We start from the raw sequence: 20042 nt of genomic DNA on the forward strand, positions 1-20042 counted from the left end.
GCCTGACGCGACTCTGGCGGCCAACCCCCTGGAAGTCTGACCATGTTGCTCAAGTTGGTGACCAACTCCAATGAAGTTATCTCCACTTGGATGCGTCTCATAACCACCTTCTCGGTAACTGCCCAAAGATGGCGCGAAGTTGTAGTGTTTGGCCGTGGACCCGGAACACGTCGCCGTCAATGGGCGGAAGAGGGCACAACGGCCACAGATGTCACACCGAGAGGTGGCCGACGAGCTGCGCAGCCGGATCGTGTCGGGTGAGCTGCGGGCGGGCGAACGCATGCCCACCCAGGCCAGGCTGGCCGACGAGTTCGGAGTCGAGCGCGGGACCGTACGGCAGGCGCTGCGCATCCTGCAGTCGGAGGACCTGCTGTCCAACGTCTCCAAGGGGAGCCCGGCGACCGTCGCCGAGAGCGTGGAGAAGGCTCTGACCGGGCCGGCGGCCCCACCGCAGACCACCATGGTGGCGCTGGCCTCACGGATCACGGCCGCCTTCTCGGTGCCCCACGTGGAGATCGACGCCCTGTGTCTGACGGCTGTCTCCCTGACGCTCGCGATGGGCGAACCACTGCGCCTCATCCACGAGGGCCGATTAGAACCGGCCAGGATCGACGTCCGCGTACTCCTGCCGTCCCGCGACATCGATCTCGCCTTCCCGGCGGCGGTGGACGCGACGGAGGACGGGGAGCGGGTGCAGCGGCGGTGGCTGGCCCAGCGCAACGCCCAGGGCCAGGTCCTGAAGCACAACCTGCTGGCGTTGCGGGCGACGCACGGCATCGACGTACACATCACGTTCAGGGCCCTGCCGTTCACTCCGCCGGTGAAGTTGTACCTGCTCAACGAGGCGGAGGCGCTCTTCGCGTACTACACGCTGTCGCGGCGGGGGGCGGAGATCGACAGTGAGTACCTGGAGACGTACGACGCCGAGGGGACCCAGTCGATGCTGTTCGCCTTCGAGCAGGGGGAGGGGCTGCGGGCCACGACGTTCGTGGAGCAGTCGCATCTGTGGTTCAACGCGCTGTGGGAGACCATCAGCTCGGAGCTGGTGCTCACGGGCTGAGATCTCCCAGTGGTGCGGGTCCTGCGTGTCGTGCGGGCTGTGCGGGTCGTGCGATCCGGCGGTTGTCGCAGGTCATAGAGCCGGGCCCGCGAACATCAGCGCCAGTACGACGGCCCCGATCGAGCTGCAGGTGGGGCTCTTCATCTTGAGGCCCACGGTGAGCAGCAGCAGTCCGACGGCGCCGCTGGGACCGTACTGCCACTCGACGAACTGCTCGAATCCGACGACGAGGAGGGCGGAGAGAAGGGCTATGGCGGGCATGGTGGATCCTCCTTCGGGTCTTGCGGGGGCGGGCGGGAGGAGTGCGATGGTGCTGTGGTGCGGGCGGAGAGCAGTGATGCGTGAGTCGTGCTCCGGTGCCGGAGAGGCGCGGAGCCTTCCCATCTGCCAACCGCTTGCGAGAGGAGGGAGAACTTCCGCCATCTTCACCGAGTTGGCAACCAACTATGCTTAACTTATCCCCAGTTGGTACCTACTCACAAACAAGTTTCAAGCAACTCCCCATAGATGGACCAAGGTTGTAGCGTTTGGTCGTGACCCAGGAGAACGTGGCAGTGAACGGCAGCAGAAGGCTCTCGCCGCAGGAGATCGCCGACATCCTGCGGGACCGCATCCGCGCGGGCGACCTGCGCACCGGCGACCGCCTGCCCACCCAGGCCGAACTGGCCGAGGAGTTCGGCGTGGAGCGCGGCACGGTCCGCCAGGCCCTGCGCGCGCTCCAGGACGACGGCCTGCTCAGCAATGTCAGCAAGGGCAGCCCACCCCGGATCGCCGAGGTCACCCCCACCCGGGACGAGCCCCAGCCGACGATGGTGGGTCTCGCGCCGCGGCTGGTGGAGGCGTTCGCCGCGCAGCACGTGCGGATCGACGTCGTCTGTCACACGGCGGAGACCCTGATGCTGGCCATCGGCGACCCGGTCCGCCGGATCCACGAGGGCACCCTGCGCCCCGAGTCGATCGACGTCCGCATCCTGGTGCCGTCCCGGGAGATCACCCTCGCCTTCCCCGTCTCCGTCGACAGCGACGCCGACGACGACCCGGTCCACCAGCGCTGGCTGGACATGCGCAACGCCCAGGGGCACGTCCTGCGGCACAACCTCCGCTCCCTGCGCTCCTCGCACGGCATCGACGTTCGGGTCACGTTCCGCGCGCTGCCGTTCACCCCGCCGGTGAAGCTCTACCTGCTCAACGGGCAGGAGGCGTTGATCGGTTACTACGTCCTCACCCGGCGGGAGGAGCCGTACGAGAGCAAGACCCTGGAGATGTACGACGCCCTCGGCTCCGAATCCCTCCTCTTCTCCTTCCTGACGCGATCGGGGCAGCGCGACGCCGCGTTCGTGGGGGAGTCCCAGAAGTGGTTCGACGGGCTGTGGGACACCATCACCACGGATCTCACGCTCACTTGAGGGCTGTGAGGGCTGTGAGGGCATTGAGAGCCGTGGAGGCATTGGCGGCCAGAAAGCGCCGAACGCCCTCTGGGAAACGATCGTCGCGCAGCCGACACTCTCTGAGTGACATTCGAAACCGAACAGTTCGAGCTGGTGGCAGGCGAGGCCGAGAAGTTCAGTGAGCTGGTGGGACGGGCGAGGTGCGTCCTCTTCGACTTCGACGGGCCGGTCTGCCGGCTGTTCGCGGGCCACTCCGCGAAGTCCATCGCCACCGCCCAGGAGGAATGGCTGGCCGCGCGCGGACTGGCCGGGGTGCTGACCGAGGGGGAGCGCAGCAGTCATGACCCGCACTGGGTGCTCAGCGAGGTCGCCGGGCGCCACCGCGGCAGCGATCTGGTCGTCGAACTGGAGGAGTGGCTCACCCAGCAGGAGCTGAAGGCGGTGGCACGCGCGATGCCGACGGCGTACGCCGATCCGCTCATCCGCACCTGGCGTTCCGTGGGGGCGCGGCTCGCCATCGTGACCAACAACTCGGACCGCGCCGTACGGGCCTATCTGGAGAGCCGTGGCCTGGCGGGGTACTTCGTGCCCAACATCTACGGCCGCACCCGGGACCTGAGCCTCCTCAAGCCCCACCCGTACACGCTGAACCGCGCGCTGGGCGCGCTCGGGGCCGAGCCGGACACCACCCTGATGATCGGCGACACCCCCTCGGACCACGCGGCGGCCCTCAGCGCCGGCGTGCACTTCCTCGGCTACGCCCGCAACGAGGAGAAGGCACAGCGCCTGCTGGACGCGGGCGTGACCCGCTGGAGCATCGTGCGCTCGCTGGAGACGGTGTTGGGGGCTGTGCGGGGTGGGGCCGTATGAGGCACGTGGTAAGTCCACCATCCATCTCCTCGCCCTCGACGGCTTCCACCGCCGAACCGATCAGCCCACCAATTGGTCTGATCGAAGTAAATTGGTTGTGCCCGGACTGGCTGATCGCTAATCACCAGGCCAACTGGAGCGCTGATTTGGTGGGAAGTGGTGTGTCGTCGGCGGCCGGGCGGTAGGTTCGGTATGTGGCTACTTCCCGAACGGCGGACAGCGGAGGCGGAGAGTCCACGCAGGCGCGCGTGGAGAGAGTGCTCCGGGAGCAGTTGGAGAACGGGACCTATCCGCCGCAGGCCCGGGTGCCCTCGCAGCGACAGCTGGCCGACGATTTCGGGGTCAGCCGGGACACCGTCCAGCGGGCGCTGGCCAGGCTGACCGAGGACGGCCTGATCGAGACCCGGGGGGGCAGCGGCACCCGGGTGATCAGGGTGCCGAACTCCCGGCCCCATCCCCCGCAGTCCCTGAGGCCGGGGTCCGCATCGCTCAAGCCGCTGATCGAGCAGGCCTTCCGGCAGGACGAAGTGTCGTTGGACGTCGCCACGCTCACCGCCGAGACATTGCTGCGGCACCTCAGGAACCAGCACGAACTGATCGCCTTCGAAGGGGCGGGCGCACCGGAGAGGCTACGGATCCGCATGCTCCTGCCCTGGACGACGGAACGGCTCGCCTACCCTCGCGCCCGGAAGGCAGAGGACAACCGGATCTGGGAGCGCTGGCGCACCATGGTCCGCGAGAACGGCAGCCGGCTGGAGGAGCTGAGGGCCGGCTTCACCGGCCTGGGGGTGGAGACCAGCGTCGAGATCCAGCACCTCCCACTGACACCCCAGTTCAAGCTGTATGTGATCAATGACGAACACATGCTGTTCGGGCCGTACACGGTGCTTCCGCGCACGATCAAGGTTCCTCGCGAGGGCCACCCCGGTGAGGACGAGGCCGTCGACTCGCTGGACGTGCTGGGCCTCGGCGCGACCCTCTCGTACCACCGACTGGAAGCGGACGACAGGACGCACGACTCCGTCTTCTTCACCAGCATGAGGGAGTGGTTCGACTCGCACTGGGACCGCTGGTCGAACGTTCCGCATCGCGAGAAAGCGACGGATGGGGCACCCGCGGAAAAGTAGGTATCGCGCCATTCACCGACAGTGATCGGATGCTGTCCATATGGTGACACGAGGTGAAAGCAGTCACTCCAGTCACTAGTCTGCGCGCATGTTCTCCCCTCAGCCCCGCGGAGCGCGCCAGTCACTGGTTCGCCTGTTCGCGGAGGCGCGCCGCGGTGGTCGCGACGGGCTGGTGGTTTCCGGCCACCACAACACCAACCGCATCGCCCACCTGCGACAGCCGCTGGCATTCCTGCTGGGAGCGGAGTCCGGAAAGGTCCTCGCCAAGTTCCGTACGCCCCTGCCGACCGTGGAGGTCGTGCCGCGGATCTGGCGGCGCGAGTCGGAGGTGCTGCGGGCGGTCGCGGCGCACGTGGGCGAGGTCCCCCGCTGTCTGGCGGACTTCGACACATGGTCGCTGCACGGATATCTCGACGGTCGGGCGCTGGCCGACGAGAACCCCACGGAACAGATCGGCAGCGCGCGGTTGCTGGAACTCGCGGAGTTTTTTGCCCGTCTCGCCAAGGTGCCCGTGAGTGAACTGCCCCCGCTGCCGGAGGACTGGCCCGACGAAGGGGACAGCCAGGGTTTCCTGGCCTGGCTGGCCCGGTTCGCCGAGCGGGAGGTGCATCAGTCCAATCGGCCGCGTTTTGGTCGCCTCTTCGACGCGGTGGGCATTCCGGCCGACGCGGTGGACCGCTTCATGAAGTCGGTGCCGAGGCTGACCCGCCGTCCGTTCTCCCTGCTCCACACGGACGTCCACCGGGCCAATGTGGTCGTCGTGCCGGATCCGGTACCGGGTCCGGAGGGCGGGCGTCTGGCGGTCATCGACTGGGAACTCGCCCTGTACGGGGACCCGCTGCACGACCTGGCCACCCACCTCGTGCGCATGAACTATGACAAGTCGGAACAGGACCTGATGATCCTCATGTGGACGGACGCCATGCGGCGCGCCGGCCACAAGGACATGACCGATGGCATGGACACGGACCTGCCCGTCTATCTCGGCTTCGAGTACGCGCAGTCGGTGTTCCCCGATGTGATGCGCGCGGCGCTGGCCCTGCCCGACCGGCCCGGTGAGCAGGACCTCGCGGTGGCGGCCGGACGAGTGGGCCGGGCCCTGGGCAGGGCCCGGGAACCGCTGGGCCTCACGGAGAAGGTGCCGGACATACAGGACGTGAGTGAGGCGCTCCGGGAATGGCACGCCCGGGACGAGGCGGGGCGGCGACTCGTGGACAGGACAGGATCCGTCATCGACGCGACGGTGAAGTGATCGGCGCGGCGGTGCGACGGCGCGGTGATCGGCGTGACGTTGAAGCAAGGAGAGCGGTATGGCTGCCGACTTCGAAGGCCTTGTCGAGGACAGGGATGCCAGGGGTACCAGTGATGCCAGGGACGCCTGGAGACTGCTCGCGGGCGCGCGGTGTGTGCTCTTCGACTTCGACGGGCCGATCTGCCGGCTGTTCCCCGAGGACCGGTCGAGGCCGGTCGCCGACGAACTCCGCGAGAAGACGGACGAGTTCGGCGCCGGAGACGTACTGACGGCGGAGGAGCGCGTCGACAAGGACCCGCATGTCGTGCTGAGGGCGGTGCACCGGGCGGGGCGGAACGGGTCTTTGCCGGGCCTGCTGGAGACGCTCGAAGCGCTGGTGGTGTCAGGTGAGGTGGAGGCCGCGCGGAAGGCGTGGCCCACACCTGACGCCGATACCCTGATCGACCTCCTGTCCGAGCGGCGCACTCCGATGGCCGTGGTCACCAACAACTCGCCCCTGGCCGCCGAGGCCTACCTCGACGACAAGTGCCTGCGCAGGCACTTCGACGTCATACACGGCCGCACAGCCGACCCCAGCCGTATGAAGCCCGACCCCGATGTGGTGTTCCGCGCCCTGCGAGACCTGCAGTTCGACTCCCGGGACGCGGTGATGATCGGCGACACCGGCGCTGACGTCGAGGCGGCCGAACGGGCAGGTGTGGCCTTCATCGGCTACGGCCGCACCCTGGAGCAACGAGCACGCCTGCGCGAGGCCGGGGCAACGGTCGTACTCGGCTCGTACGCTCCGTTGCTCCAGCAGGCGCGGCAGGCGCGGCAGCCGCGGGAAGCGCGCCAGGACGAGGCCGATGAGCCCGAAGGCACCTTCGCCGGCGGGGCGGCGGGCCACGGAGCCGGTGAACGGTGAACGGTGAACGGTGAACGGTGACAGCGGACGCCCCCGGGCGCGCGGACGCTTCGGCCCGCCCAAGACCGGTTCCGCTCAAGGGGAGGGCGGGAGTCCGGAAGGTGCGTAGGCTCGGGGCATGGGCGAGACGGGTGCGTGGGGCGCGGCTGATGCGAGCGGTGCGTCCGGTGTGAGAAGCACGGTGGGCGCCGCGGGCGCCATGGGACTGCGTGAACGCAAGAAGCTGCGGATGTACCAGGACGTCTCCGACATCGCCATCTCGCTCTTCCTGGAGAAGGGGTTCGAGCGGGTCTCCGTCGCGGAGGTCGCCGCCGCGGCCGAGATCTCCAAACCGACCCTCTTCCGGTACTTCTCCTCCAAGGAGGACCTCGTCCTGCACCGGTTCGCCGATCACCGGGCCGAGGCCGCGCGGGTGGTCGGGGAACGGGGGCCCGGGCGGTCCGCGACCGACGCCCTGCGGCTGCATTTCCTGGCCGGGATCGAGCGGGGCGACCCCGTGACCGGGGTCAGCGGCGATCCCCAGGTGCTCGCCTTCCACCGGCTGCTGTACGGGACTCCTTCGCTCGTGGCCCGGCTGTACGAGTATCTGGAGCGTTCCGAGGCCGCGCTGGCCGCCGTGCTCGGCGGAGACCTGGAGGCGCGGCTCGCCGCCGGGCAGATCGTCGCCGTCCAGCGGATCCTCGCGATGGACAACTGGCGGCGGATCGCCGGGGGCGAGGACGTCACGAAGGTGCGGCGGGACGCCGTCGTAGCGGCCGAAGCCGCCTTCGCGAGGCTGGCGGCGGGACTCCCGGCTTACGAGATGGAGTAAGGAATGTAACTCGGTTACGTTATTCGGCTACTCTTGCCCGAATGACGTCAGCCGATCCCGATCGCGCCCTCACCGACTCCCTCCGCCATGAGCGCGGCTATCACGACCTCTGCCGGGCCGCCCTCGCCGCGATGGTCGACGGCGCCCAGGAACACGTCGTCACCGGCGAGGACGTGTCCGCGTCCGGCGCGGATGCCGAAGTGCTCGGGTACGCCCTGCGGAGCCGGGCGAAGGAGATGCGGGAACTGCCCGAAGGGCCCCTGTTCTTCGGCCGGTTGGACTTCCGGAAGGACCCGGCGGGCGGTCACACGGACCCCGTGGTCGGTCACACGGACCCGGCGGTCGGTCGCGCGGTCCCGGCGGTTGGTGACCACGCCGGGCAGAGCTATCACATCGGGCGCCGCCGGATCAGCGAGCACCCCGCGGCTCCGCCCCTCGTCGTCGACTGGCGCGCCCCCGTCTCCCGCGCCTTCTACCAGGCGAGTGCCCGCTCGCCACAGGGCGTGGGCGTGCGGCGGCGATTCGGCTGGGCGCCGGGCAGCCGGGGGGAGCCGGCCGACCTCACGGGGCTTGAGGACGAGCACCTCGCGGACGTGGGACCGCAGGTCCCCCGGGCGGAGAGCCGCATCCTCGCCGGTGAGATCGAGCGCCCCCGGGTCGGCCCGATGCGGGACATCGCGGCGACCATCCAGCCGGACCAGGACGACCTCGTACGGGCCGACCTCGCCGTGTCCGTCTGCGTACAGGGCGCGCCCGGCACCGGCAAGACGGCCGTCGGGCTGCACCGGGCCGCGTACCTCCTCTACACCCATCCGCAGCGCATCCGGCGCGGCGGACTGCTGATCCTCGGGCCGAACCCCACCTTCCTCTCCTACATCGCGGAGGTGCTGCCCGCCCTCGGCGAGACCGGAGTGCGGCAGTCGACGATCGGGGACGAGATCGGCCGGCATCCGGTCGGGGGCGAGGACGACGAGAGCGCCGCCGTCGTCAAGCACGACGCCCGCATGGCGCAGGTGCTGCGGCGCGCCCTGTACGCCCGGGTGAACCCGGCGGGGGGCGAGGGTCTCGGTGACCTCGCCGTGCCCGACGGTTCGTACCGCTGGCGGGTGTCCGCCGGCACGCTCGCGCGGATCGTGGCGGGCGTACGGGCCGAGGAGCCGCCGTACGCCGTCGGACGTGAGCGCGTACGGACACGGGTCGTGCGGAACGTACAGGCGCAGGCCGAACGGCGGGCCGGGCCCCAGGCGGGTGCCTGGACTCAGAAGATCTCGCGGGCGCGGCCCATCGGCGCGTACGTCGACTCGGTGTGGCCCAAGGCGCGGCCGGAGGAGGTCGTCGCGGAACTGCTCAGCGATCCGGACGCGCTGGCTGCGGCGGCGGACGGGGTGCTGGACGCGGACGAGCAGAAGGCGGTCCTGTGGGCCCGGCCGCCCCGGTCGTGGAAGTCCGCCCGCTGGTCCACGGCCGATCTGGTGCTGCTCGACGAGGTCGCCGGGCTGGTCGAACACCCGGACGGATACAGCCACTTGGTCATCGACGAGGCCCAGGACCTGTCGCCGATGGAGTGCCGGGCGATCGGCCGGAGAGCCGCCTTCGGGTCGGTCACGGTCCTCGGCGACCTCGCCCAGGGGACCACGGCATGGGCCGCGCGGGAGTGGGGCGAACTGCTCGCGCACCTGGGGAAGCCCGATGCGTCGGTGGTGCCGTTGACCACCGGCTTCCGGGTGCCCGAGGCGGTCGTCGAGCTGGCGAACCGCGTGCTGGCCCGGCTGGACGTGGGGGTGCCGCCGGGGCGGTCCCTGCGTAAGGACGGCGAGCTGAGGATCCGCCCGACGGACCCCTCGGACGTGCTGCGGGAGACGGCCGAGTGCGTCCGCCGCGCGCTCACGTACGAGGGGTCCGTCGGGGTCGTCACCGCCGACCCCGACGTCGTACGGGTGCGGGAGGCGCTCGGCGCCGCCGGGATCGAGGCCGCCGATGTGAACCAACTCGGCGCCCGCGTAACGGTGTTGGGGGCCGGTGTCGCGAAGGGGCTCGAATACGACCACGTCGTGGCCGTGGAGCCGGCCGCGATCGCGGAGGACCACGGGGGAGGGGCGGGGTCGGGGGTGGGTGAGGGGGAGAGGGCGGGGCGAGGGTTGAATCGGCTGTATGTCGTGCTGACGCGGGCCGTCTCCAGGCTGGACGTCGTGCACGCGCGGCCGTTGCCGTTCGAGTGAGGGGCGGCACGCGGTGGCTCAGTGGACCGACCCGGTCGGCAGGTCCAGTACGGGGATCAACTGTTCCTCCTCGTACGTCAGATGCGCCTCCAGCGCGGTGGTGAGGCGCTCGACCTCCTCGCGTACGCGCTGGGAGTCCGCCGGATGCGCCGGATGCGCCGGATCCGCCGTATCCGCCAGGCCCGCCGGACCCGCGCCGATGACCTGCTTCAGCTCCGCCGTCAGTTCGGCGATCCGCTCGTGTTCCTCACGCAGGCGGTCGAGGACCGGGGCGAGGTCAGGGTGGCTGTCGGCCAGGAACGGGAACATGGCGATGTCCTCGCCGGTGTGGTGGTTGTGCAGACCCTGGCAGAACGTCAGGCAGTTGATGCGGAGCTGGGCGCCGAGCGTGGGGCCCGCGTTGCCGACCTCCTTGCGGATCAGGGCGAGTTCGCGGCGGAAGGCGTCGTGGATCAGCTGTACGTACTGGCCCATCGAGGAGGCGCTGACGTTCGGCGGACCGTCGCTCGGGAGCTGGTGGAGGACGACCACCGGGATCACGCGGCTGGTCCCGGCCTGGTAGTCGGCCCAGCCGGGGTCGGCCTCGACCGCGCGGGCGAACGCGTCGTCACGTGCGGCGCCCTCCAGAACCTCGGCCGTGGCCTCGTACGTGAACACCCCGCTCTCGACGGTGACCTGCGGATGCGCGACCAGGTTGTGGAACCAGTCCGGATGCTTCGGAGCGCCGGCGGCCGAGGCGATGACCAGCACATCTCCGTCCCCGCCGGCGTAGTAGGCGACCGGAGTGGTGTGCCGCTCCCCGGAACGGGCCCCCGTGGTGGTCAGGAGGATCAGTCGGGCGCCCTCGAAGGGGCCGCCGACCTCCCCGGCCCTGGCGCGGAATTCCTCGATGATCTGCTGGTTGAAGTCGTTGGGCATTCTTTTCTCTCTGCTGGATTCATTCCGGAAAAGGGCATGGCGAATCGCCGCGGGGCACATTGCACACCGTGGAAGGTGGAACCCGCGGTGAAATTGGGCGCAGCGCAGTGCAGTGCGGTGCGGTGCAACGGAACGCGACGCAGCGCAACGGAACACGGATGCGAATGCGAATGCGGACGCGGACGCGGATCCGGATGCGGTGAGGAGGGTGACGGCGCGACGAGACGTGCAGGTGTGCGCACGAAGGCACGCCCGGGGGCATCGTGCAACGCCCTAGGTGCGCGTACGCGTTGGGGGCGGCCCTCTGGCCCGCCCGGGCCTCACTCGGAGGCCGGGAACCCTACTGTTTGTTGGCCAATGGCCGACCCGGCAGTCACGGCGGAAATGTTAGGGGAATTCGCGCGTTCAGGCAATGGCATTCAGGCGGTGACGTTCAGGCCGTGATGTTCGGACAGTGATGTTCGGCCAGTGACGTTCAGGCGGTGAAGTTCAGGCGGTGACGTTCAGGCACGGGGGTGTTGCAAAGGCTCTTTCGTTGAGCCGTGACCGGTGCACGGTGGACCGCCGGCACCCCTCCGTGGTCGACTCCTTGCCATGAGTCTGTCGGTCGATGTGTACGTGGCCCGCGCGGAGGGCGGCATCGAGGTGCTGGACGTTCCGCCCGGATGCTCCGACGCGGCAGGGCGGGAGGACTGGCGCACCGAGGTGTGGGGGTCGGAACCGGTCCGTTCGCTGGGCGCGCGGTTCCTTCCGCGGCTCGCCACCGAGGACCTCACCGTGGCACCGGATGAGGTGCCCGCCTTCCTCGCCGAGTGCGACCTCGTCCGTACGCGTCTGGCACGGCTCACCGAAGCCACCGACGACGTGGGCCGCGCCGACGAAGTGGGCCACGCCGACGACGTGCGCCGCAGCCTGGACAACATCGTGGACGCGGCCCGGCGGGCGTCGGACATCGGGGGCGGGATCATCATCTGGTAGGCGGCGGCCGGAGCCGTGGCGATGTCACGTTCCCGGGCCCGCCGGTGTCTTCATGCCGAACCCGAACGGCAGACGTCCGAGGAGGACAAGACACCATGGCACTACGCATCACGAAGGCGGAACTCCCCGCCGAGGTCCAGGAAGAGATGATCAGGCAGCTCGGCGCGGTCCCCGAGCCCTTCGAAGTGACCGCGCACAACCCCAAGGTCGCCCGGGACACTTCGGAGATGGGCGGCAAGGTGAACGAGTGGGACATGGCCGACGAGAGTCTCAAGACGTTCGCGCACATGGCGGTCGCGGCGCTGGTCGGCTGCGGTTGGTGCCTCGACATCAACTACTTCCAGGCGCTCAACAAGGACCTGGACCTGACCAAGGCGAGCCAGGTGCCGCGCTGGCGGGAGTCGGAGGTGTTCACCCCGCTGGAACGGGACGTGCTGGACTACGCCGAGGCCATGACGCACACCCCGCCGACCGTCACCGACGAGCGGTACGCGAGCCTGCTCGACCGGCTCGGCGAGGCGGCCATGGTCGAGCTCACCGCGTCCGTCGCCTTCGCCAACCTGGCGACCAGGAACAACTCGGCGCACGGGATCGGCTCGCAGGGCTTCTCCGACGCGTGCGGGATCCCGTTGTCCGCGCGGCCGGACACGCGGCCGGACGCGCTGTCGGATGCGGGGCCGGATTCGCTGCCGGATGCGCGTCCTGCGAAGTCCGGCGTGGCGTCGACGGCATGACCGGCGACGCCGATCCGTTCGTCGTCCATCGCGCCCTGCTGTTCACGGTGGCCTACGAGATGCTCGGGTCGGCGGCCGACGCCGAGGACGTACTGCAGGAGTCCTGGCTGCGGTGGGCCGACGTCGACCGGTCGCAGATACGTGACCCGAGGGCGTACCTCGTCCGGGTCGTCACACGGCAGGGACTCAACCGGCTGCGGACGGTGTCGCGCAGCCGGGAGGAGTACGTGGGTGAGTGGCTGCCGGAACCGCTGCTGACCAGCCCTGATGTCGCCGAGGACGTCGAACTCGCGGAGAGCGTGTCGATCGCGATGCTGACCGTCCTGGAGACGCTCGGGCCCACGGAGCGGGCGGTGTTCGTGCTCCGCGAGGTCTTCGAGCTGCCGTACGGCGAGATCGGCGAGGCCATCGGGAAGTCGGCGGCCACGGTGCGGCAGGTCGCACGGCGGGCCCGCGAGCATGTGGCCGCCCGGCGGCCACGGGTACGGGTGAGCCCGTCGGAGCAGCGGGCCGTCGTGGAACGGTTCCTGCTCGCGCTGCGCACCGGGCGGCTGCGGGAGCTGATGGAGATCATGGCGCCGGACGTGGTGCTGATCGCCGACGGGGGTGGGCTGGTGCCCGCCGCGTCGGCTCCGGTCCACGGGGTCGAACCGGTGTCGGTGCTGCTCGCGCGCGTGAGCCAGGTGGCGGCGGTGGTCGAGACGACGGCCGTGTGGCTCAACGGCGCGCCCGCGGTACGTATCGAGATCGGCGGCGAGTCGGCCGCGGTGAGCCTCGTCGTGGAGGACGGGCGGATCACCCGGGTCTACGTGGTGAGAAACCCGCACAAGCTGACACGGCTGGACGAGCCCGCGGAACTTGCCAGGTAGGGGCAGGGGGTAGGGGGCAGAGGGCAGAGGGCAGAGGGCAGGGGGCGAGGGGCGCGGCAGGGGGAGTGGTGTGGGTGTTCCGGCGGGGCGGTGGGAAACCGTCCCGCCGGAGCGGTGGGAATCCGCCCCCTCCGAGCGCGTGCATGGAGGGGCGACCTGAGCGACGGCGTCGGGCCCGCCCCGGCAGTGGCGTAGCGCACTTTTGCAAGCATGTGCTTGCAATAGTTAGCGCGGGTGGTGCAGGGTAGGGGCATGGCATCGCTCAACGTCGGCAACCTTGGTGAGTATCTGCGGGACCAGCGGCGCAACGCGCAGCTGAGTCTGCGGCAGCTCGCCGAGGCCGCCGGGGTGTCCAATCCGTATCTGAGCCAGATCGAGCGCGGGCTGCGCAAGCCGAGCGCGGAGGTGTTGCAGCAGGTCGCCAAGGCCCTGCGGATCTCCGCCGAGACGTTGTACGTCCGTGCCGGCATCCTCGACGCCGAGCGCGACCGGGACGAGGTGGAGACGCGTGCGGTCATCCTCGCCGACCCGACGCTCACCGAGCGGCAGAAGCAGGTGCTGCTCCAGATCTACGAGTCCTTCCGCAAGGAGAACGGGTTCGAGATCAAGACGGTCGAGGACGTTCTGGACACGGATGGCGTGCCGGACGTGCCGGACGGGTCGGGCGTGCCAGACATGACGGCTGTGGCCGACGTGTCAGCCGTTCCGCACGTCACGGACGGCGGGGGCACCGTCGTCGACAGGGCCCGCACGGCCGACGGCAGCGATGCCGCAGAGAAGGATCCGCACGACCCGCGTCACCAGCACGACCAGCATGACGAGCACGATCAGCAGTCCTCCGCGAGCTGACCGGGCCCGGCATCACGACCGGGCACGGCGTGCCGCGGCACGGTCCCGTTCGGACCGGTCGGCCGACCAGTCTGCCGCGGAGTAACCACAGACAGACCACACCCTCACGCTCCACGCGATAGCGATTCCGGGAGGACCATCACCATGGCCATCACCGACGACCTGCGCAAGACCCTCAGCGACCCGACCCCCCTCTACTTCGCCGCCGGTACGGCCGATCTGGCCATCCAGCAGGCCAAGAAGGTGCCGGGCCTCGTCGAGCAGCTGCGCGCCGAGGCGCCGGCCCGTATCGACGCCGTACGGGGCATCGACCCGAACGCCGTCCAGGAGAAGGCCACCGCCCGCGCCAAGGAGGCGCAGGAGACCCTCCAGACCAGGGTGAACGGCTTCATCAGCACCCTGGACACCGACCTGAAGAAGATCGGTGAGACGGCTCAGGACTTCGCCCTGCGCGGTGTCGGCGTCGCCGCCGAGTACGCCGTGAAGGCGCGCGAGACGTACGAGAAGGTCGCCGAGCACGGCGAGCAGACGGTGAAGACCTGGCGCGGCGAGGCGGCCGAGGAGATCGAGGAGCTGGCGATCGCCGTCGAGCCGAGCCCCGACCCGGCCGAGGGCACGATCGTGACGCCCGCCGAGGCCAAGACCGGGCCCGCCCCCGCCAAGAAGGCCCCGGTCAAGAAGGCCCCGGCCGCCCGCAAGACCACCGCCACGGCCAAGAAGCCGACGCCGCCCGCGAAGTAGGACGCAGGCCGCGTACGTGACGAGAACGGGTCGGGCGCTCCGGGCACTATCGGAGTTCCCGGCCCGTTCTGCGGGTACGGTGACCGCGTAGGGACGACGGACTCGACACGGGTGGTGGGCAAAGTGCTCCTGACGGCATTCGGTGGCCTCATGTGGCTGCTCTACACCGCCATGCTGGTGCTCGCGGCGGTGGCGCTGGTAATGGCGGTGCTGGCCCGCGACGACGCCTACCGCGCCGCGAACAAGCAGACCAAGATGTTCTGGCTGATCCTGCTGGGTCTGGCCGTGGTCGTGAATCTGCTGGTGCCGATGCTCTTCCTGCAGATCGCGTTCCTCGTCGCCACGATCGTCTTCTTCGTGGACGTCCGGCCCGCTCTCCAGCAGGTCTCGGGCGGCGGCCGGGGCGGCCGTCGGGGCGGCAGCAGCAGCGACGGTCCGTACGGGCCGTACAACGGCGGTCGCTGAGCCGCCACCGGGACCGGCGTGTCGGGACCGGCATGTACTGAGGGTCCGGGGTCCCGTGCGGGCCCGGTGGGGGTTGCCCGCGCAGTTCCCCGCGCCCCTGAAGGGCGGGGCCGCGCCCCGGCTTTTTGTCTTTGGGGGCGCGGGGAACTGCGCGACCAGCCACAGCTGACCCGCACGCTACAAAACCGCGCCAGCACAGTCGCCAGGCAGACGGGCAGACGGGCAGACAGGCAGACAGGCAGGTCGGCCGGAAGCGTAAGCGGAAGCGGAAACGGCGGCTACGCCACGCGATCCAGCAGCAGGACCGCCACGTCGTCCGTCAGTTCCCCGCCGTTGAGGTCCCGTACCTCGTTCACGGCGGCCCGCAGCAGTTCCTCGCCCCGCAGGCCCTGGGCCAGCTGGCGGCGGACCATGTTCACCATCCCGTCCTGGCCGAGCCGCTCCCTGCCCTCGCCGGTGCGGCCCTCGATCAGGCCGTCCGTGTAGAGCATCAGGCTCCACTCGCCGCCCAGCTCCACCTGCTGGCGCGGCCACCGGGCGTTCGGCAGCAGCCCGAGCGCGGGGCCGCCGTTCTCGTACGGCAGCAACTCGGCGACGGGAGGTGCCTGGGCACCGTCGATCCCGTGCGTCCCGTGCGTCCCATGCTTCCCGTCGATCCCGTCGGCGCCGACCAAGGCCCGGGAACGGGCCGGACGCGAGATCAGCGGAGCGGGATGGCCCGCCAGGCACAGACCCGCGCGGCGGCCGTCCGGCGCGATGTCCACCGTGCAGACCGTCGCGAAAATCTCGTCGCTGTCGCGCTCGTGCTCCAGGACCTGCTGGAGAGTCGACAGCAGCCGGTCGCCGCACAGGCCCGCCAGGGTCAGCGCGCGCCAGGCGATCCGCAACTCCACCCCGAGCGCGGCCTCGTCGGGGCCATGACCGCAGACGTCGCCGATCATGGCGTGGACGGTGCCGTCGGGGGTGCGGACCGTGTCGTAGAAGTCGCCGCCGAGCAGCGCGCGCGAGCGGCCGGGCCGGTAGCGCGCGGCGAACCGCAGCGAGGAGCCCTCCAGGAGCGGTGTGGGCAGCAGGCCGCGTTCAAGCCGCGCGTTCTCCTGCGCGCGCAGCTTGGACTCGGTCAGCCGTCGCTCGGCCCGGTCGGAACGTTTGCGCTCCACCGCGTAGCGGACCGCGCGGCTCAGCAGCCGGCTGTCCAGCTCGTCGCGGAAGAGGTAGTCCTGGGCGCCGGCGCGTACGGCTTCCGTGCCGCGCTCGGTGTCCTCGGCCGGGGTCAGCGCGAGGACCGCGTGCCGGGGCGCGAGCCGCAGCACATGCCTGAGCGTGGCCAGCTCGTCGTCCGGCTCGGTCTCCGCCGCCCCCTCGGACGTGGTGGCGGGGCCGGGCGTCCGCAGCGCGAGGTCGAGCAGGATGCACTGGACGTCGTCGGTGAGCAGCCGCTCGGCCTCGGTGAGGTTGCGGGCGGTACGGACCCGGATCTGCTTGCCGGCCGCGTCCCGCAGTTCGGGCACGGTCAGCGCGCCGGCCGGATCGTCCTCGATCACGAGCAGCGTCAGCGGGGCGGTGCCGTTGGCGGCGGTGCCGTGGTGGGCACTGCCATGGTGGCCGCCGCCGGGGTGGCCGGTGTCGGCGGTCTCGCCGCGGGAGGCGTCGCCGGAGGTGCCGTGCCTCGTCGAGGACGGCTCCTGGCCGGACAGGGCGCCGGGTGCGGGCGCGGCCTGTGCCGGTCCGCCGGATGGAGACGCGGCGTGAGCCTGTCCACCTTCCACGGCGGGGATCGCTCTCTGCCGCGGTACGGGTACGGGCATCGTCTTGGGTTCCTTCCCTCCCCCCGAGGGCACGGCGGGTCGAGGGATCTCGATCCACCGACGGGGACCATAGCGTCAGGCGCCGTCACATAGGAATGGCGGCAGCCCATGCGCATGAAAAACGGCCGCCGTCATATGCCGCATCCTGTACCGCAATTGGGCAGGATGTGCGCTTGTACGGGATGACGTACATCACGCCCCACCGGTTTACCGCCGGCCCCGAACGTGCCGCGTATCACGTGTGGCAGGTCACTGCGGCGATGGCGGCGCCGGTAGAGGCGCCGGTGGGGGCGCGGATGGCGCCGGGCAGGTGAGCGCGCGGCTCAGGAGCGGTAAGCGCCGCACCGAACAGAAGCGACAAGCGCCGAACAGAAGCGACAAGTGCTGCTCCATGGGACATCGGGTGCACCGAGGTGGCGTACGGCGTGTCCGCGGTCGGGCGGCGCGTCGGGCGGGACGCGCGCCCCGGGGCGGACTCACCGGCCGGGGCGGACCACTCCGAGTATCGGCATCGAGCCCGCCCCCGCGATCGTCACCGTACGACCGGGGCGCGGTGCGTGGATCATCGCGCCGTCGCCGATGTACATCGCGACGTGGCTGGCGTCGGAGTTGTAGATGATGAGGTCGCCGGGGCGCATGGCCTCGACGGCGACGCGGTCGAGCTGCTTCCACTGCTCCTGCGAGGTGCGGGGGATGGCCTGTCCGGCGGCAGCCCACGCCTGGGAGGTGAGTCCGGAGCAGTCGAAGGTCTTCGGCCCCTCGGCGCCCCACTCGTACGGCTTGCCGATCTGTGCCGTCGCGTACTCCACGGCCTTCTTGCCCTGTGCGGAGGCATTGCCGCTGATCCCGTCGAGGATGCCGGAGTCCAGCCAGGTCGTCTGCGCCTCGTGCGCGGCCTGTTGCTCCAGCTTCGCCAGGCGCGCCTTCTCGTCCTTCTCCAGCTGGGACTCAAGCTTCTCGGCGGCGGCGACCTGCTTCTTGACCTTCTTCTTGGCCTCGGCCTTCGCCTCGCGGTTGGCCTCAAGCTTGGTCCACTGGGCCGTCGCGTCGCGCGCGTACTGCTCCAAGTCCTCCTGGGTGCGGCGCATCTCGGCGAGCAGGCCCTTGGTCGCCTGTGCGCCCTGACGAATCCGGCCCGCGCCGTCCAGGAAGGCCTGCGGATCGTCGCTGAGCATCAGATGGGCCTCGTCCGGCAGCCCGCCGACGCGGTACTGGGCACGGGCGGCGGCGCCCACGCGCTTCTTCAGCTCGACCAGCCGGGTCTTGCCCTCGACGATCTCGCGGGCGAGCCCGACGATCTGCGTGGACTGCTTCTCGGTCCGCTCCTCGGCGAGGTTGTACGCGTCCGTGGCGACCGCTGCGTCGTGGTACAGCCCCTCCAGCTTCACGCGGACCGCCTCAAGGTCCGCTGTGCTGACGGGCGTCGAAGTCGGCGTCGGACTCGGGACCGGGGTCCGGGTCGGCGTCGGGGTGGGTGTAGGCGTCGGGGCCGCGTAGGCCACCCCCGGCGCGGCCAGAATGACTGCAGCGCAGGCCAGGGCCATGGCTGTAGTGGTCACGCTCCGCACACCGGTCCCCATGAACCGACCCCCAAACTGATTTACCGTCAGTAACTTAGGAACGCCCCGGGGATCGTGCCATGTCGGCGCGGAATACGACAGAGGCGGGCAAGAACTCCCGCTTCCCTTCCGCCCCTTCCCCACCCCTCACTGCCCACTCGGTGGTGACGTCCTTCGCGTTCCCCGCCAATGTGACGAATGACTCACCGAGATCGTTCCCGCCACGTCGGAAGGCTGCCGGGCGCCTGTCGGGTGCCTGGTGGAGACCTGCCGGACGGAGTCGGAGGGTGTCCCGTCCCTACGCGCCCGGTGTCAACGCCTCCCACCGCACGGTCACTTCGCCCTGCCGCCAACGCGCCACCCCGTCCACGACCGGCCAGTCGGCCGTCAGATCGCGGACCGCCCGGATCCAGCGCTGCCGGGCGCCGTACGAGGCGTACGGCGCGGCCGATGCCCACGCGCGGTCGAAGTCGCGCAGGAAGGCGTGCACCGGCTCACCCGGGACATTGCGGTGGATGAGGGCCTTGGGGAGGCGTTCGGCCAGGTCGGAGGGGCGGTCCAGGGAGCCGAGGCGGGTGGCGAACGTGACGGTCCGCGGGCCCTCGGGGCCGAGCGCGATCCACACGTGCCGACGGCCGATCTCGTCGCACGTGCCCTCGACGAGGAGCCCGCCCCGCGAGTCGGCGTCCGCCGGTGCCAGGCGTGCGCACAGCCTGGCCCACACCGCGGCGACCTCGGCCTCCTCGTACTGCCGCAGGACGTTCGCCGCGCGGATCAGCGTCGGCCGTACGGGCAGCGGGACCTCGAAGCCGCCGTGCCGGAACCGGAGGCCGTCGCGTTCGTACGGCTTCGCGGCGGCGACCCGGGCCGGGTCGATCTCGACACCCACCACGCGCGCGCGTGGAGCGGCGGTACGGAGGCGCTGGAGCAGCTCGACCGCGGTCCAGGGGGCCGCGCCGTACCCGAGGTCGACCGCCACGGGGTCGGCGGCGCGGCGCAGTTCGGCGCCGTGGGTGGCCGCGATCCAGCGGTCCATGCGGCGGAGGCGGTTCGGGTTGGTGGTCCCGCGCGTCACCGTCCCCACGGGTTTCGCTGCGCGGGCGTTCATGGGGTCAAGGGTAAGCGGCGCGCTTGTGGGAACTCCGGGTCGGTGGGGGCCTCGCGGGTTGCCGCCCCCGGGCGGCAACCCGGCCATCGGCCTGGACGGCCTCGTCCTCAAACGCCGGACGGACTGAAATACGCGAGCCGCCCGGACGGGCCACAACGTGCGGCACGCCGAGCGGGCTGCAATGCGAGAGCGGGCCGGGGGGCCGGAATGCAACAGGCGGCCGGTGTGGGCGGGCCCGTCCGGCGTACCGCAGGGCGGCCGTACGCAGAAGCGTCTCGAACGGTTGAGCGACTCACGGCAATGATTCGGTAAAGAGGAAATGGAGCAGGGTCCGCCTGTGTTCAAAACTTGAAGGGCGTTTTACGCCCGCCACAGGCCCGCC

19 protein-coding genes are annotated in these 20042 nt (G+C 70.4%); 14 read left to right on the top strand and 5 right to left on the bottom strand.

Translation table 11 applies throughout. The features are described 5' to 3' along the window. Positions 1–208: 208 nt before the first annotated feature. Positions 209–1060: a winged helix-turn-helix domain-containing protein gene (locus tag ACH4DZ_RS25520; RefSeq protein WP_398289639.1), complete on the top strand. Its 852-nt coding sequence runs from the start codon at positions 209–211 to the stop codon at positions 1058–1060. A gap of 72 nt (positions 1061–1132) precedes the next feature. On the opposite strand, the gene ACH4DZ_RS25525 is transcribed toward ACH4DZ_RS25520, so the two are convergent. Next, positions 1133–1321, bottom strand: a complete 189-nt coding sequence (locus tag ACH4DZ_RS25525) for a hypothetical protein (protein WP_210881204.1) — start codon at positions 1319–1321, stop codon at positions 1133–1135. 266 nt (positions 1322–1587) lie between these two features. On the opposite strand from ACH4DZ_RS25525, the gene ACH4DZ_RS25530 reads away from it, so the two are divergent. The 7 genes from ACH4DZ_RS25530 to ACH4DZ_RS25560 all read left to right on the top strand — a co-directional run bounded on the left by ACH4DZ_RS25530 (position 1588) and on the right by ACH4DZ_RS25560 (position 9631). Next, positions 1588–2466 (top strand): GntR family transcriptional regulator, encoded by an 879-nt coding sequence (locus tag ACH4DZ_RS25530; protein WP_398289640.1) that lies wholly within the window; start codon positions 1588–1590, stop codon positions 2464–2466. A 105-nt stretch (positions 2467–2571) separates the two neighbouring features. Further along, a complete protein-coding gene (locus tag ACH4DZ_RS25535; RefSeq protein WP_398289641.1) occupies positions 2572–3318 on the top strand; it encodes an HAD family hydrolase in 747 nt (248 codons plus the stop codon). 194 nt (positions 3319–3512) lie between these two features. Then, positions 3513–4445, top strand: a complete 933-nt coding sequence (locus tag ACH4DZ_RS25540) for a GntR family transcriptional regulator (RefSeq protein ID WP_398289642.1) — start codon at positions 3513–3515, stop codon at positions 4443–4445. A gap of 88 nt (positions 4446–4533) precedes the next feature. Continuing rightward, positions 4534–5697: a phosphotransferase family protein gene (locus ACH4DZ_RS25545; protein ID WP_398289643.1), complete on the top strand. Its 1164-nt coding sequence runs from the start codon at positions 4534–4536 to the stop codon at positions 5695–5697. Positions 5698–5755: 58 nt separating this feature from the next. Then, on the top strand, positions 5756–6601 hold the full coding sequence (locus ACH4DZ_RS25550) for an HAD family hydrolase (protein ID WP_398289644.1): 846 nt from the start codon (positions 5756–5758) through the stop codon (positions 6599–6601). A 199-nt stretch (positions 6602–6800) separates the two neighbouring features. Beyond that, complete coding sequence (locus ACH4DZ_RS25555; protein ID WP_398289997.1) at positions 6801–7412, top strand: TetR/AcrR family transcriptional regulator; 612 nt, start codon at positions 6801–6803, stop codon at positions 7410–7412. Between the two features lie 41 nt (positions 7413–7453). Continuing rightward, complete coding sequence (locus ACH4DZ_RS25560) at positions 7454–9631, top strand: HelD family protein (RefSeq protein ID WP_398289645.1); 2178 nt, start codon at positions 7454–7456, stop codon at positions 9629–9631. Between the two features lie 18 nt (positions 9632–9649). Here the strand turns inward: ACH4DZ_RS25560 and ACH4DZ_RS25565 are convergent, their stop codons facing one another. After that, entirely contained in the window at positions 9650–10549 is a 900-nt protein-coding gene (locus tag ACH4DZ_RS25565) for a nitroreductase/quinone reductase family protein (protein ID WP_398289646.1), read from the bottom strand. 594 nt (positions 10550–11143) lie between these two features. On the opposite strand from ACH4DZ_RS25565, the gene ACH4DZ_RS25570 reads away from it, so the two are divergent. From ACH4DZ_RS25570 to ACH4DZ_RS25595, 6 genes are all read left to right on the top strand, one after another. Beyond that, positions 11144–11527, top strand: a complete 384-nt coding sequence (locus ACH4DZ_RS25570; RefSeq protein ID WP_398289647.1) for a hypothetical protein — start codon at positions 11144–11146, stop codon at positions 11525–11527. 95 nt (positions 11528–11622) lie between these two features. After that, positions 11623–12261: a carboxymuconolactone decarboxylase family protein gene (locus tag ACH4DZ_RS25575; protein WP_398289648.1), complete on the top strand. Its 639-nt coding sequence runs from the start codon at positions 11623–11625 to the stop codon at positions 12259–12261. Further along, on the top strand, positions 12258–13130 hold the full coding sequence (locus ACH4DZ_RS25580; protein ID WP_398289649.1) for an RNA polymerase sigma-70 factor: 873 nt from the start codon (positions 12258–12260) through the stop codon (positions 13128–13130). The genes ACH4DZ_RS25575 and ACH4DZ_RS25580 overlap by 4 nt, the downstream gene beginning before the upstream one ends. Positions 13131–13382: 252 nt before the next feature. Further along, positions 13383–13979 carry a helix-turn-helix domain-containing protein gene (locus ACH4DZ_RS25585; protein WP_398289650.1) on the top strand — a complete coding sequence of 199 codons (597 nt, stop codon included), beginning with the start codon at positions 13383–13385 and terminating at the stop codon, positions 13977–13979. Between the two features lie 144 nt (positions 13980–14123). After that, positions 14124–14720, top strand: coding sequence for a hypothetical protein (locus ACH4DZ_RS25590; RefSeq protein ID WP_398289651.1), 597 nt, complete (start codon positions 14124–14126; stop codon positions 14718–14720). A 123-nt stretch (positions 14721–14843) separates the two neighbouring features. Then, a complete protein-coding gene (locus tag ACH4DZ_RS25595) occupies positions 14844–15185 on the top strand; it encodes a DUF2516 family protein (RefSeq protein WP_398289652.1) in 342 nt (113 codons plus the stop codon). 278 nt (positions 15186–15463) lie between these two features. Here ACH4DZ_RS25595 and ACH4DZ_RS25600 read toward each other — a convergent pair whose 3' ends face one another. The 3 genes from ACH4DZ_RS25600 to ACH4DZ_RS25610 all read right to left on the bottom strand — a co-directional run bounded on the left by ACH4DZ_RS25600 (position 15464) and on the right by ACH4DZ_RS25610 (position 19636). Next, a complete protein-coding gene (locus ACH4DZ_RS25600) occupies positions 15464–16993 on the bottom strand; it encodes a PP2C family protein-serine/threonine phosphatase (RefSeq protein ID WP_398289653.1) in 1530 nt (509 codons plus the stop codon). 476 nt (positions 16994–17469) lie between these two features. Continuing rightward, entirely contained in the window at positions 17470–18573 is a 1104-nt protein-coding gene (locus tag ACH4DZ_RS25605; protein ID WP_398289654.1) for an NlpC/P60 family protein, read from the bottom strand. Positions 18574–18850: 277 nt separating this feature from the next. Then, positions 18851–19636: a class I SAM-dependent methyltransferase gene (locus ACH4DZ_RS25610; protein WP_398289998.1), complete on the bottom strand. Its 786-nt coding sequence runs from the start codon at positions 19634–19636 to the stop codon at positions 18851–18853. Positions 19637–20042 lie beyond the last annotated feature (406 nt).

The organism is Streptomyces sp. NPDC017991, from assembly GCF_044328075.1.
GTDB lineage: Bacteria > Actinomycetota > Actinomycetes > Streptomycetales > Streptomycetaceae > Streptomyces.